The sequence below is a fragment of the Neisseria sp. HMSC061B04 genome, from assembly GCF_001836705.1.
In the GTDB taxonomy this organism is placed as follows: domain Bacteria; phylum Pseudomonadota; class Gammaproteobacteria; order Burkholderiales; family Neisseriaceae; genus Neisseria.
In genome coordinates, this window is the sequence record NZ_KV830193.1 from 1 (window position 1) to 12,661 (window position 12,661).

At 48.0% G+C, this 12,661-nt stretch carries 17 protein-coding genes; 15 read left to right on the forward strand and 2 right to left on the reverse strand.

All coding sequences use genetic code 11. From position 1 onward, the window contains the following. Positions 1–129 precede the first annotated feature (129 nt). From hisC to HMPREF2661_RS06515, 15 genes are all read left to right on the forward strand, one after another. A complete protein-coding gene (gene hisC, locus HMPREF2661_RS06445; protein ID WP_049322775.1) occupies positions 130–1,215 on the forward strand; it encodes a histidinol-phosphate transaminase in 1,086 nt (361 codons plus the stop codon). An 18-nt stretch (positions 1,216–1,233) separates the two neighbouring features. Continuing rightward, positions 1,234–2,190, forward strand: coding sequence for an imidazoleglycerol-phosphate dehydratase HisB (hisB, locus tag HMPREF2661_RS06450; RefSeq protein WP_049359894.1), 957 nt, complete (start codon positions 1,234–1,236; stop codon positions 2,188–2,190). Between the two features lie 169 nt (positions 2,191–2,359). After that, the gene (gene hisH, locus HMPREF2661_RS06455) at positions 2,360–3,004 is read left to right on the forward strand and encodes an imidazole glycerol phosphate synthase subunit HisH (protein WP_049322777.1); all 645 of its coding nucleotides are present in this window, start codon (positions 2,360–2,362) and stop codon (positions 3,002–3,004) included. Between the two features lie 73 nt (positions 3,005–3,077). Beyond that, positions 3,078–3,815 (forward strand): 1-(5-phosphoribosyl)-5-[(5-phosphoribosylamino)methylideneamino]imidazole-4-carboxamide isomerase, encoded by a 738-nt coding sequence (hisA, locus tag HMPREF2661_RS06460; RefSeq protein ID WP_049322778.1) that lies wholly within the window; start codon positions 3,078–3,080, stop codon positions 3,813–3,815. Positions 3,816–3,979: 164 nt separating this feature from the next. Next, complete coding sequence (locus HMPREF2661_RS06465; protein ID WP_036493171.1) at positions 3,980–4,297, forward strand: hypothetical protein; 318 nt, start codon at positions 3,980–3,982, stop codon at positions 4,295–4,297. Between the two features lie 40 nt (positions 4,298–4,337). Beyond that, complete coding sequence (gene hisF / locus HMPREF2661_RS06470; RefSeq protein ID WP_003748652.1) at positions 4,338–5,105, forward strand: imidazole glycerol phosphate synthase subunit HisF; 768 nt, start codon at positions 4,338–4,340, stop codon at positions 5,103–5,105. 52 nt (positions 5,106–5,157) lie between these two features. Then, a complete protein-coding gene (gene hisI / locus HMPREF2661_RS06475; RefSeq protein ID WP_100066640.1) occupies positions 5,158–5,556 on the forward strand; it encodes a phosphoribosyl-AMP cyclohydrolase in 399 nt (132 codons plus the stop codon). 32 nt (positions 5,557–5,588) lie between these two features. Further along, on the forward strand, positions 5,589–5,912 hold the full coding sequence (locus HMPREF2661_RS06480; RefSeq protein WP_003679440.1) for a phosphoribosyl-ATP diphosphatase: 324 nt from the start codon (positions 5,589–5,591) through the stop codon (positions 5,910–5,912). A 118-nt stretch (positions 5,913–6,030) separates the two neighbouring features. Then, on the forward strand, positions 6,031–6,354 hold the full coding sequence (locus tag HMPREF2661_RS06485; RefSeq protein ID WP_003748648.1) for a histidine triad nucleotide-binding protein: 324 nt from the start codon (positions 6,031–6,033) through the stop codon (positions 6,352–6,354). A gap of 41 nt (positions 6,355–6,395) precedes the next feature. Beyond that, on the forward strand, positions 6,396–6,599 hold the full coding sequence (gene tatA / locus HMPREF2661_RS06490) for a Sec-independent protein translocase subunit TatA (RefSeq protein WP_003679438.1): 204 nt from the start codon (positions 6,396–6,398) through the stop codon (positions 6,597–6,599). 3 nt (positions 6,600–6,602) lie between these two features. Further along, positions 6,603–7,265, forward strand: a complete 663-nt coding sequence (gene tatB, locus HMPREF2661_RS06495; protein ID WP_049322779.1) for a Sec-independent protein translocase protein TatB — start codon at positions 6,603–6,605, stop codon at positions 7,263–7,265. A 15-nt stretch (positions 7,266–7,280) separates the two neighbouring features. Continuing rightward, positions 7,281–8,057, forward strand: a complete 777-nt coding sequence (gene tatC, locus HMPREF2661_RS06500) for a twin-arginine translocase subunit TatC (RefSeq protein WP_036493177.1) — start codon at positions 7,281–7,283, stop codon at positions 8,055–8,057. A gap of 72 nt (positions 8,058–8,129) precedes the next feature. Further along, on the forward strand, positions 8,130–8,783 hold the full coding sequence (gene nfsB, locus HMPREF2661_RS06505; RefSeq protein ID WP_234398656.1) for an oxygen-insensitive NAD(P)H nitroreductase: 654 nt from the start codon (positions 8,130–8,132) through the stop codon (positions 8,781–8,783). Positions 8,784–9,075: 292 nt separating this feature from the next. Continuing rightward, positions 9,076–10,461, forward strand: a complete 1,386-nt coding sequence (locus tag HMPREF2661_RS06510) for a GntP family permease (protein WP_049322781.1) — start codon at positions 9,076–9,078, stop codon at positions 10,459–10,461. 91 nt (positions 10,462–10,552) lie between these two features. Beyond that, a complete protein-coding gene (locus HMPREF2661_RS06515) occupies positions 10,553–11,071 on the forward strand; it encodes a gluconokinase, GntK/IdnK-type (RefSeq protein WP_049322782.1) in 519 nt (172 codons plus the stop codon). Positions 11,072–11,130: 59 nt separating this feature from the next. Here the strand turns inward: HMPREF2661_RS06515 and dtd are convergent, their stop codons facing one another. Both dtd and HMPREF2661_RS06525 read right to left on the reverse strand, forming a co-directional pair. After that, positions 11,131–11,592: a D-aminoacyl-tRNA deacylase gene (gene dtd / locus HMPREF2661_RS06520; RefSeq protein ID WP_049322814.1), complete on the reverse strand. Its 462-nt coding sequence runs from the start codon at positions 11,590–11,592 to the stop codon at positions 11,131–11,133. Positions 11,593–11,688: 96 nt separating this feature from the next. Beyond that, a complete protein-coding gene (locus tag HMPREF2661_RS06525) occupies positions 11,689–12,453 on the reverse strand; it encodes a peptidyl-prolyl cis-trans isomerase (RefSeq protein WP_049322783.1) in 765 nt (254 codons plus the stop codon). Positions 12,454–12,661: the final 208 nt, after the last annotated feature.

A 12,661-nucleotide genomic window follows, 5' to 3' on the forward strand; every position in this document is an offset into this window, starting at 1 on the left:
ATAACTGCTAATCTACGTCAGCCCCTAAATTAATGAAACTTTATCCTGTTTTATAGTCTTATTAATATATTTATCAAATAAAAATTGTGCTATTATTATAGACGCTTTATTTCAGGAGGATAGAAAACCATGAATCGCGTTGCTGACGTTATCCGTGACGATATTAAAGTAATGACAGCTTATCAGGTTGCCGATTTGCCGGAAGGTTTTATTAAGTTGGACGCCATGGAGTGTCCGCATCATCCTTTCGCCGGATATGAATCTTTGTTGTCAGAATGGGCGGATATAGTAAAAGAAGCCCCGATTCATTTGTATCCTCATACTGCCAAAAGCGGGATTTATGAAGAATTAAGGGAAGTCTTCGGTATTCCCGGCAAGGCGGAAATCGCATTGGGCAACGGCTCCGACGAGCTTATCCAGTTTTTGACCATGCTGGTTGCCAAACCCAATGCGTGTGTATTGGGTATTGAGCCAAGTTTTGTTATGTATCGTCATAATGCCGCGCTTTATGGCATGGAATATGTCGGCGTTTCCTTAAATCCGGACTTCACTTTAAATCTTTCTGCCGTTTTGTCCGCGATTGAGCAACATCAGCCGTCATTAATTTTTATTGCCTATCCCAATAACCCTACCGGCGTGTGCTTTAAACGAGAAGAAGTAGAGGCGGTTGTTCGCGCGGCAACCGGCATTGTGGTCGTTGATGAGGCATATGGCGCATTTCATCATGACAGTTTCCTTCCGTGGGCGGGAGAAGTTGAAAATCTGGTCGTAATGCGTACCATCAGCAAAATCGGCTTTGCCGGATTGCGGATGGGGTATGCGGCGGCAAGCCCGGGCATTATTGGAGAGCTGGCCAAAATCCTACCTCCTTACAATATGAATCAATTAAGCTTGGCGGCGGCGAAATTCTCATTGAAACATCATCCAATTATTCAGCAAAACATTGATACATTGAAAAATGAGCGTTCGCGCGTAATGAATGAATTGTTGAAATTAAACCGTTTGCAAGTTTTCCCAAGCGAAGCCAACTTTATTACCGTTCGCGTTCCTGATGCGGACGGGCTGTTTGAAACATTGAAGCAAAACCGCATACTGATTAAAAAACTGCATGGAAGCCATCCGCTTTTGGATCAGTGTGTCCGCATAACCATAGGCTCGGCAGCGCAAAATGATGCCGTCTTGGCCGTTATTAAAAACCTTTACCCCAATCTTTGATTTCAAGGAACTATTATCATGAACAAAGCTCAACTGCATTTGACCAATTTTCTGTTACTGGTTGAAGAAGCCGGCTCATTGACCAAACTCGCACGCGCGTGCGGTTATGAAAACTCCGCCTCCCTGTCTCAGCTCAAACGCCGTTTGGAACAACAAGCAGGCGATGAGTCTGCGCGCGGCATCCGTCCGAGCCTGGCTGCGAAGTTGGAATCCGGCATGCACAAACGCAAAGGCTGGCTGAACCGTGATCACAGCAAAGACCAAGAAAAAGCAGCAGCGGTTGAAGCGGCGCGTTTGGAAAAACAAACCGCCGAAGCAGCCGAAGCTGGTGTTTCAACCGAGGGCCGTTTTGTTACCGTTACCCGCAATACCAGCGAAACCCAAATCACTGTCAGCCTCAATCTTGACGGTACCGGCAAATACCGCTTGGATACAGGCGTTCCTTTCCTTGAACACATGCTTGCCCAAGTGGCGCGTCATGGTTTGATTGATTTGGATATTACCTGCAAAGGCGATTTGCACATTGACGACCATCACACCGTTGAAGACATCGGTATCGTATTGGGTCAAGCCTTGAAACAAGCGCTTGGCAATAAAGCCGGCATTACCCGTTATGGTCATGCCTATGTTCCGCTGGATGAAGCGTTGAGCCGTGTGGTTATTGACCTTTCCGGCCGCCCCGGTTTGGTGTACAACATCGACTTTACCCGCGCCCTGATCGGCCGTTTTGACGTCGATTTGTTTGAAGAATTTTTCCACGGTCTTGTGAACCACAGCATGATGACCTTGCACATCGATAACTTGAGCGGCCGTAATGCGCACCATCAAGCCGAGACCGTTTTCAAAGCCTTCGGCCGCGCCCTGCGCATGGCAGTCGAATACGATCCGCGTATGATTGGTCAAACGCCTTCTACCAAAGGCACGCTGAGCGAAGAATCTGTTCAAGAAGAAGCGGAAGCCGCGTCTGAAGAATAAGGCATTGTGTGAATGAATAAAGGCCGTCTGAAACCGATCGGGATTTCAGGCGGCCTTTTATTATTTGTCTTGTATGGTGGCAATATTTTGTTTTAAACCATCTTTTGCTACAATCATTCTTATTATTATATTAATCATTAAATGTTTTCAGACGGCCTGAGGAGAAGCAATGAAAGTAGCGATTGTCGATTATGGAATGGGAAACCTGCATTCAGTGTTGAAATCTGTTCAGGCGGCGCAGGTTTTGTCTAATCAAAATGCCGAAATTTATCTGACTTCGCGGCCCGAAGAGGTGATGGCGGCGGATAAGGTTATCTTTCCGGGGCAGGGCGCCATGCCAGACTGTATGTCTGCGCTGAAGGCAAGCGGTTTGGGTGAGGCGGTTTCAGACGGCCTGAAAAACAAGCCGTTTTTTGGAATTTGCGTAGGTGCGCAATTATTGTTTGAACACAGCGAAGAAGGCGATACAGATGGTTTGGGCTGGTTTGAAGGGCAAGTAAAACGGTTTTTGCCCAATCAAACTGATGCGCAAGGAGGCCGTCTGAAAGTGCCGCATATGGGCTGGAATACGGTTTGTCAAACCCGCACTCATCCTTTATTTCAAGACATTGGGCAGGACGAGTATTTCTATTTTGTTCACAGCTATTATTTTGCGCCGAAAAATGAAGAGATTGTTTTAGGCGTCAGCGAATATCCGAATAAATTTGCCTGCATTGTCGGTCAAGACAATGTGTTTGCCACACAGTTTCACACGGAAAAAAGCCATCAGGCAGGATTATTGCTGCTGCGGAATTTTTTAAATTGGCAGATTTGAGGTTTTTAACATAAATCTGCTAAAAATCGCTAATTTGTGTAAAATATACTGAAACTGAATAGAGGAGAAAAAAATGCTGTTGATACCTGCCATTGATTTGAAAGAAGGACGTTGTGTCCGCTTAAAACAAGGTTTGATGGAGCAGGCGACGGTGTTTTCCGATTCGCCGGCAGAGATGGCTTTGCATTGGCGCAACCAAGGCGCACGCCGTTTGCATTTGGTTGATTTGAACGGCGCATTCGCAGGCGTTCCTCAAAATTTTCCGGCGATTAAAGAAATTTTGGCCGCCGTGGCCAAAGATATTCCGGTACAGCTTGGCGGTGGCATCCGTGATTTGGAAACCATTGAAAAGTATTTGGATTTGGGGCTGACTGATGTGATTATCGGCACGGCTGCGGTAAAAAATCCTGAATTTGTGCGCGAAGCATGCAATGAATTTCCGGGGCGGATTATTGTCGGCCTGGATGCCAAAGACGGCATGGTGGCGATAGACGGTTGGGCGACGGTAACGGAACATCATGTCGTCGATTTGGCCCAACGTTTTGAAGACGATGGCGTCAACAGCATTATTTACACCGATATCGGCCGCGACGGCATGATGAGCGGGGTGAATATCGAAGCTACCGTCAAATTGGCCCAATCCGTGAATATCCCGATTATCGCTTCCGGCGGTTTGACGAATTTGGATGATATCCGCGCATTGTGTGCCGTCGAAAAAGAAGGCGTGAGCGGTGCGATTACCGGCCGTGCAATTTACGAGGGAAGTATTGATTTTGCACAGGCGCAAAAACTGGCCGATTCTTTGGCTTAAATGTGTCGGATTATGCGGATAAGACCTTGCAGGCCATTAAAACGCAGCGGCTGACGCAGCACACAAAAATGCACTCAAAGGGATTGCCTGTATAGGTTATGGGTTTATATCTGTTTGAAATAATTATAAAAACAACCCAATCGATATTTTATTAAGGGATTAGTATGCTTGAAGCGTTTGTTTTGGGTTTTTGGATTATCTGGTCATCCGACCGAGAAGTGTATCCGCTAAGCGAAAGTTTGTGGTTTACACTGATTGCAGTGATATTGCGGCAGCTGACGGCGTTTGATTTGCCGATTATCGATACCTATTGGATGATTTTCAACGGGATAATATGGGCATTTGCCGGGTTGATTTTCGCCATTGTCGGCCGTATCGACAGCAATTTTATTATTTCCTGCGTGTTGGCAATGATGGCCGGTATCGGTTATTTTCAGCTGTTGCAACATTTGCCGGATTGGTTGGGCAAATTTTTGGCCTGACGGTTTCAGACGGCCTGATAACGGATAAGAGGTATTGGGTATGGCATTGGCAAAACGAATTATTCCTTGTCTGGATGTAAAAGACGGCCGCGTGGTAAAAGGCGTCAACTTTTTGGGTTTGCGCGATGCAGGCAATCCGGTTGATGTTGCCAAACGCTACAATGATGAAGGTGCGGATGAGTTGACCTTTTTGGACATTACCGCTTCGAGCGACAATCGCGATACTATTTTGCACGTTATCGAGGCGGTCGCTTCGCAAGTTTTTATTCCATTGACAGTCGGCGGCGGTGTGCGTACGGTTGCCGATATCCGCCGCCTGCTCAATGCCGGTGCCGATAAGGCCAGCATCAATACGGCTGCCGTAACCAATCCTGATTTGGTCAACGAAGCGGCCGGTTTTTTTGGTTCTCAGGCGATTGTTGTTGCTGTCGATGCCAAAGCGGTCAACCCTGAAAACACCCGTTGGGAAATCTTTACCCACGGCGGACGTAATCCGACCGGTTTGGACGCGGTGGAATGGGCTGTCGAAATGCAGCGGCGCGGCGCAGGCGAGATTTTGCTGACCAGTATGGACCGGGACGGTACCAAACAAGGTTTCAACCTGCCGTTGACACGCGCGGTCAGCGAAGCGGTCGATATTCCGGTCATTGCTTCCGGCGGCGTCGGTTCGGTTCAACACTTGGTGGACGGTATTAAAGAAGGGAAGGCCGATGCGGTATTGGCCGCCAGTATTTTCCACTTTGGCGAAGCGAGTATCCGCGAAGCAAAACTGGCCATGCGCGAAGCAGGAATCGAAGTGCGTTTGTGATTGCTACCCAAAGGCCGTCTGAAAAATATGGGAGAAAACGCGAATGTCGAATATAAACGAAACGCTGCTGAATGCCGTAAAATTTGATGAAAAAGGTTTGGTTTGCGCGATTGCCCAAGATTGGCAGACACACCGTGTGCTGATGGTCGCCTGGATGAACGCCGAAGCCCTGCAAAAAACCGTAGAAACCGGTTTTGCCCACTATTACAGCCGTTCCCGCCAAAAACAATGGATGAAGGGCGAAGAGTCCGGGCATACGCAAAAAGTACACGAATTGCGCCTGGATTGCGATGGCGACGCTGTGGTTATGTTGATTGAACAAAACGGCGGCATTGCCTGTCATACCGGGCGCGAAAGCTGCTTTTATAAAGTTTGGCAAGACGGCGCATGGCAGACAGTGGATGCCGTGTTGAAAGACGAAGAAGCAATTTACGGACATAAACATCCTTAAGGCCGTCTGAAAGAAAATAAGAGAAACCGACCATGACCGATACCATCCTTACCCAAATCCAAAACGTCATCGATTCGCGCAAAGGCGGCGATCCCGATGCTTCTTACGTTGCCCAACTGTTGCATAAAGGCGAAGACAAGATTCTGAAAAAAGTTATCGAGGAAGCGGGTGAAACCTTGATGGCCTCTAAAGATGGCGGCGGCGAACATTTGGTTTACGAAGTGGCGGATTTGTGGTTTCACACCATGGTTTTATTGGCGCATCACGGATTGCGTGCTGAAGATGTGGTCAACGAGCTTGCGCGCCGTCAAGGTTTGTCGGGATTAGTGGAAAAAGCTTCTCGCAAAGAATCTTGAATTTATATTACAATCCCGTATTTGACCTGTTTCAGAATCCGTCTCTTGGGGCAAAAACGATTTCACTTTGTTTGGCGAAACCCGTTGCACCCGTTTTCAGACGGCCATTGGAGCCATTATGGATAATTGTATTTTCTGCAAAATCGCTGCCAAAGATATTCCGGCACAAACCGTTTACGAAGACGATGAGATGCTTTGTTTCAAAGACATCCGCCCTGCCGCGCCGGTACATCTGCTGCTGATTCCGAAAGTACACTTCGATTCACTGGCACACGCCACTGCCGAACATCAAACCCTGTTGGGTAAAATGATGTTGAAAGTCCCTCAAATTGCCCAAGAGGCAGGTTTGACCGACGGTTTCAAAACCCTGATCAACACAGGCAAAGGCGGCGGACAGGAAGTCTTCCACCTGCATATTCATATCATGGGTACGCCCGCATAATTATTATCTCTTTTTAAATTAAACAAATTCAAGGATTTATCATGGGTAGCTTCTCTCTTTGGCACTGGATTATCGTACTGATTATCGTCGTTTTGGTATTCGGTACCAAAAAATTGCGCAACGTCGGCAAAGACCTCGGCGGCGCAGTGCATGACTTCAAACAAGGCCTGAACGAAGGTACAGACGGCAAAGATGCCAAAAAAGACGAAGTCATCGAACACAAAAAAGACGAAGACAAAGCATAATCCATGTTTGATTTCGGTTTGGGCGAATTGCTGCTGGTCGGCGTTGTCGCCCTGATAGTGTTAGGCCCCGAACGTCTGCCGCAAGCCGCGCGCACGGCCGGGCGTTTGGTCGGTAAATTGCAAGGCTTCGTCAACAACGTCAAGCAGGAGCTCAATACTCAGGCTGAGTTGGACGAATTGCGCAAAGTCAAGCAGGAATTTGAAGCCGCCGCTTCGGAGTTTCGCGACGGTATCAAAGACTTGGGCGATGATGCACAAAAAAATCTGAATGATATTTCAGACGGCCTCAAGCCTTGGGAGCGCCTGCCCGAACAAAAAACGCCAGCTGATTTTGGCGTGGACGAGTTCGGTAATCCTCTGCCTGATTTGGCTTCAAGCAGCACTGAAAATGAAAGTGCGGCCCAAGTTCCTGAAGAGGGTGGGGCAGCGCAAACCCAAGAGCCTGCCGGGGCTGAAAATGCTGAGTCCGAGCAAGACCGCGCTTGGCGTGAGTATTTGACCGCATCGGTTTCCCCCGCTCCGGCGGTTGAAGTCAGCTATGTCGAAGCTCCTGCCGCCGATGTTCCTCCGCTGCATACGACATCTCTGCGTAAGCAGGCGATGAGCCGCAAGCGCGATATGCGCCCGAAATTCCACGCCAAACCCAAACTGCGCGTCCGTAAGTAAAAAGTGAGTCAACCGGTGTCCGAACCTCAACACGAACAACCCGTCCAACCGCTTATCGAGCATCTTCTCGAGCTGCGCCGCCGCATGATGTGGATCGTCATCGGCATCGTCGTCTGCTTCTTGGGCATGATGCCGTTTGCCCAGCAGCTCTATACTTTTGTTGCCGAACCATTGATGGCCAATCTGCCTAAAGATACCAGCATGATTGCGACCGATGTGATCGCGCCGTTTTTTGTGCCGGTCAAGGTTACCTTAATGGCGGCGTTTCTGCTGTCGTTGCCGCACACGCTGTATCAAGTCTGGGCGTTTGTCGCACCGGCCTTATACCAAAACGAAAAGCGTTTGATTACGCCGCTGGTGTTGTCCAGCGTAACGCTTTTCTTCGTCGGTATGGCGTTTGCCTATTTTCTGGTGTTTCCCGTTATTTTCAAATTCTTGGCCGGTGTAACCCCTGTCGGCGTCAATATGGCGACCGATATCGACAAATACCTGTCCTTTATTTTGGGCATGTTTGTCGCATTCGGTACGACGTTTGAAGTGCCCGTTGTTGTGGTATTGCTTGCCAAAATGGGTATTGTTTCGACCGCTCAGCTTAAGAACGCCCGTCCGTATGTTATCGTGGGTGCGTTTATCGTTGCCGCAATCATCACGCCGCCTGACGTAATTTCTCAAACCCTGCTTGCCGTTCCGCTGATTCTACTCTACGAAGCAGGTATTTGGTTCAGCCGTTTTGCCAAGGCCAAAACGCAACAGGAAGATGAGGATAAACCGCAACCGCCGGCGGAAATTTGAGAATAAAGGCCGTCTGAGGGATTTTTCAGACGGCCTTTGTGTTTATGATAGTTTTAAATGTTAAGGAACAACATGATGAATGTTCAGGATATCGTACAAAAACGTTACAGCACCAAATCTTTTGATGCCTCCAAAAAAATTTCAGCCGAAGATTTTGCCCAAATCGAAGCGGCACTGCGCTACAGTCCTTCCAGCGTCAATATCCAACCTTGGCATTTTGTGATTACAGATAATGAAGCAGGAAAGGCACGGGTAGCCAAATCTGCAGAAAATTTTCCGTACAACCTGCCCAAAATCATCAACGCTTCTCATGTAATCGTATTTGCGGCGCGGGTGCATGCCGATGAGGACTATTTGGCAGGCGTGTTGGAACAGGAAGATAAAGACGGACGTTTTGCTACGGCCGAAAATAAGCAAATGGGCGATAATGCGCGCCGTACTTTCTTGGGTATCCACCGCAATCAAATGCAAGACAAAACCCAATGGTTGTCGAGACAAGTTCATATTAATTTGGGCTTTACCCTGTTTGCCGCCGCGGCCTTGGGGGTGGATGCCGTTCCGTTGGAAGGGGTGGATATGGCTGTTTTGGATCAAGAATTTGGTTTGGCTGAAAGAGGTTATCGTGCTGTTGCCGTTGTTGCATTGGGCTATCGCGCCGAAGATGATTTTAATGCTAAATTGCCGAAATCACGTTTGGAAAACGAGGTAATTTTTACCCAGGTATAACCGAGGGGCTTGGTTTCAGATCATTGAAAAAGCCATCTGTTTCTATCTTATTGAGAGGCATAATGTCAGGCCGTCTGAAAATAAACTACTTTTCAGACGGCCTTTTTATTGTTCTTGTTTTTCTTTGTCCTCCTTATTTTTCAAGCATCTTACAAAAAGAGTTTGGAAAAATAGGTGTTTATATTTTGTCCGGATTCAGCCGTACGATTTCATGGGTAAATGTGTTATCGTATTCATATATGTTAAAAAACATTAATAAATTTGTATTTTTCTTACAGAGAAAGGCTTCAAAATGGATGGTTGGACTCAAACGCTGAGTGCCGGCACTTTGCTCGGTATTGCGGCGGCGGCAATTTTGCTGATTTTGATTTTAATTGTGAAACTGCGTGTTCATGCTTTGCTGACGTTGGTATTGGTCAGCCTGCTGACTGCTATCGTAACAGGCCTGCCTATGGGCAGTATCGTCAATGATGTGTTGGTCAAAAACTTTGGCGGCACGCTCGGCAGCGTGGCGTTGCTGGTCGGTTTGGGCGCAATGCTCGGCCGTTTGGTGGAAACTTCCGGCGGTGCCCAATCTTTGGCGGATGCGCTGATTCGGATTTTTGGTGAAAAACGTGCGCCGTTTGCCTTAGGCGTGGCTTCTTTGATTTTCGGTTTTCCGATTTTCTTTGATGCCGGCTTGGTGGTGATGTTGCCGATTGTGTTTGCAACGGCACGCCGCATGAAGCAAACTGTTTTGCCCTATGCGTTGGCATCTATTGGCGCATTTTCCGTCATGCACGTCTTCCTGCCGCCTCATCCCGGCCCGATTGCCGCTTCTGAATTTTATGGTGCAAATATTGGTCAACTGCTGATTTTGGGTTTACCTGTTACCTTGATTACTTGGTATTTCAGCGGCTATTTATTGGGTAAAGTTTTGGGTCGCAGCATTCATGTGCCCGTTCCTGATCTGATCAGCGGCGGTACACAAGATAACGACCAACCGAAAGCCCCTGCAAAAGCATCTACAGTCATCGGCATTATGCTGATTCCTATGTTGTTGATTTTCTTGAATACTGGTTTATCTACTTTGATCAGCGAGAAAATGGTCAGTGCGGATGAAGGCTGGGTGCAGTTTGCACGAATGCTCGGTTCGACACCGATTGCTTTGCTGATTTCTGTTTTGGTGGCCCTGTATGTATTGGGTAGCAAACGTGGCGAAAAAGCCAGCGCTTTGGAGAAAACCATTGATGGCGCATTGGGTCCGGTTTGTTCGGTTATTTTGATTACCGGTGCGGGCGGTATGTTCGGCGGCGTATTGCGTGCTTCCGGTATCGGTAAGGCTTTGGCCGACAGCATGGCTGACTTGGGTATTCCCGTTTTGCTGGGCTGTTTCTTGGTGGCTTTGGCTTTGCGTATTGCGCAAGGTTCTGCGACCGTTGCATTGACTACCGCTGCCGCGTTGATGGCACCGGCCGTTGCGGCGGCAGGTTTCAGCGATTGGCAGATTACTTGCGTGGTATTGGCGACGGCGGCGGGTTCCGTCGGTTGCAGCCACTTTAACGACTCAGGCTTCTGGCTTGTCGGCCGTCTGTTGGATATGGATGTGCCGACGACCTTGAAGACATGGACGGTCAACCAAACACTTATCGCACTCATCGGTTTTGCTTTATCGTCAGTGTTGTTTATCTTGGTTTAATCGAAAACGGCCGGCGGATAGTGTTTTTGAGATAACACAATCCGCCTGTTTTCAAATACCGTTAAAATCCAGATAAACAAGGAGTAGAAAAATGACGACACATTTTGTCATGATGGGCGTGTGCGGTTGCGGTAAAACCACGGCCGCACTCTCGTTGCAAAAATATCTTGATCAATGTCCCTATGCCGAAGGCGATGATTTTCATACCCAAGCCAACCGCGACAAAATGGGTGCCGGTATTCCGCTGACGGATGAAGACCGCTATCCTTGGCTGGGCAATTTGCGTGACTGGATGGCAGAGCAGGCAAAAAACGGGGAAAAATATTCCATCGTTACTTGTTCCGCACTCAAGCATCACTATCGCGATATTCTGCGTGGTGCGGAAGGGAAGGTGGCTTTTATCCATCTGACTCCGCCTCAAGCAATCAATCTAGAGCGTATGCTGTCGCGTCAGGGGCATTATATGAAAGCCGGAATGCTGGATTCGCAGCTGGAGATTTTGGAAGAGCTGGGTGCGGATGAGTACGGTGTCAAAATCGACAATCCGGGTACGCCTGAAGCCGTTGAGGCAGATATTGTGAACTGGGTAAAAGCGCAAGGCTTGATTTAATAATGAACAGAAATGAAAAGGCCGTCTGAAATCTTTCAGACGGCCTTTTTTGATGAGATTTAGAATGTTTTTTGCGAATCAAGCAATAAGGTAACCGGCCCGTCATTGCAAAGGGATACCTGCATATGGGTTTGGAATCTGCCGGTTTCGACAGTCAGTCCATGTTCGCGTAAAAGTTGCGCAGTATATTGATAGAGTTTATCCGCTTGTTCTGCGGGTGCGGCATTGGAGAAGGACGGACGGCGGCCGCTGCGCGCATCGGCGTAAAGAGTAAATTGGGAAACCAATAATATCGAGCCGCCGACATCTTTGAGCGATAAATTTAATTTGCCGTTTTCGTCTTCAAAGATGCGCAGGTTGGCGGTTTTGTCCGCAATGTATTTGGCGTCTGTTTCTGTATCGGTATGGGTAACGCCGAGCAATATCATAAATCCGTTGTTGATTTTGCCGCAAGTTTCGCGGGAGTTTTCGGAGAAAACGTCAACTTTGGCTTGGGTAACTTTTTGGATAACAGCGCGCATAATCTTGTGTGAATAAAAGGAGTTGTAAAAAAGGGCGTAAGATACGCCCTCTGAGTTCAAATATAGTTTCAGACGGCCTGAAACCATTGAATTAATTTACGGATTAATGCCGTTTTCTTTCAAGATACGTTCGATCTGATTCTCGACTTTTTGTCGTTTGACAGTTTGGGCAATCTGATTGCGCACCAGTTCAAAAGGTTCGGCATTCGGATCATGCTCTACCGCGCTGAGTTTAAACAGATAAAAACGGTTTTCCATCTGAATCGGCTCATGTGTTACATCGCCTCGGTTCATGTCGGCAAAAGCAACGGCCAGTTGGGGAGGAAGCTGTTGCGGAGAAATGAAGCCGTCAAATTCTTGTTCTGGGTTAGGATAGCGTTTCATCAGCTCTTCGAATGACAAGCCTTTGAGCAGCAGTTCTTGCGCGGCGCGTACTTCGTCGGCTGAAGCAAAGCTGACTTGTTGCAGCTTGATAATGCGTGTTTGCTGGTCGTAGAAACGGCGCAACTCGGCATCGTCAACTGCGGTCTGACGTTCTAGATAAGCAGCGTATTGGTTAGCATAGAATTCAGCTTCAACGTTTTTGAATTGATTCTGTACTTCCGCATCTTTGTCCAAACCAGCTTTGATGGCTTCATTTTTCAAAATTTCCAAAGCCTGCAAACGTGTAACCACATCTTTGCGGATTGCCTGACCATCGGGTTTGGCAGTCTGGTTGGGATGTTGATCGGCCTGTCTCAATACTTCGGCGACCATGCTGTCGATGCGGGCGGGATCGATATCAGGTGCTTTGGCGGTTGCCAAACCGATCGTCGACAGGGCGAGGATAGCCAAAACGGCAGTTTTGGGCTTGATGTTCATGTGAGTTCCTTATTGCCCGCCGCCATCACGGCGGGCACGTTATATTATTTGTTGACTTTGATGCTGGCTTTTTTCAGCAATGATTGAATGGCCGCATCAACACGGGCTGCCTGTAAGTCGCTGCCAATCTCGTTTTTAGCGGTTTCGTAAGAAGGCACAGTAACATTACGGCGGTCGTTGACGTAGAAGACGGCATACAGATTACCGT

Bases quoted from the DNA above. Each gene is read 5' to 3' on its own strand.
- HMPREF2661_RS06480 (WP_003679440.1), top strand. From the start codon at position 5,589: ATGACCGATACCATCCTTACCCAAATCCAAAACGTCATCGATTCGCGC.
- HMPREF2661_RS06525 (WP_049322783.1), bottom strand. From the start codon at position 12,453: ATGAACATCAAGCCCAAAACTGCCGTTTTGGCTATCCTCGCCCTGTCG.
- HMPREF2661_RS06485 (WP_003748648.1), top strand. From the start codon at position 6,031: ATGGATAATTGTATTTTCTGCAAAATCGCTGCCAAAGATATTCCGGCA.
- tatB (WP_049322779.1), top strand. From the start codon at position 6,603: ATGTTTGATTTCGGTTTGGGCGAATTGCTGCTGGTCGGCGTTGTCGCC.
- nfsB (WP_234398656.1), top strand. From the start codon at position 8,130: ATGATGAATGTTCAGGATATCGTACAAAAACGTTACAGCACCAAATCT.
- hisB (WP_049359894.1), top strand. From the start codon at position 1,234: ATGAACAAAGCTCAACTGCATTTGACCAATTTTCTGTTACTGGTTGAA.
- dtd (WP_049322814.1), bottom strand. From the start codon at position 11,592: ATGCGCGCTGTTATCCAAAAAGTTACCCAAGCCAAAGTTGACGTTTTC.
- hisC (WP_049322775.1), top strand. From the start codon at position 130: ATGAATCGCGTTGCTGACGTTATCCGTGACGATATTAAAGTAATGACA.
- hisH (WP_049322777.1), top strand. From the start codon at position 2,360: ATGAAAGTAGCGATTGTCGATTATGGAATGGGAAACCTGCATTCAGTG.
- tatA (WP_003679438.1), top strand. From the start codon at position 6,396: ATGGGTAGCTTCTCTCTTTGGCACTGGATTATCGTACTGATTATCGTC.
- hisA (WP_049322778.1), top strand. From the start codon at position 3,078: ATGCTGTTGATACCTGCCATTGATTTGAAAGAAGGACGTTGTGTCCGC.
- HMPREF2661_RS06510 (WP_049322781.1), top strand. From the start codon at position 9,076: ATGGATGGTTGGACTCAAACGCTGAGTGCCGGCACTTTGCTCGGTATT.
- hisF (WP_003748652.1), top strand. From the start codon at position 4,338: ATGGCATTGGCAAAACGAATTATTCCTTGTCTGGATGTAAAAGACGGC.
- HMPREF2661_RS06515 (WP_049322782.1), top strand. From the start codon at position 10,553: ATGACGACACATTTTGTCATGATGGGCGTGTGCGGTTGCGGTAAAACC.
- HMPREF2661_RS06465 (WP_036493171.1), top strand. From the start codon at position 3,980: ATGCTTGAAGCGTTTGTTTTGGGTTTTTGGATTATCTGGTCATCCGAC.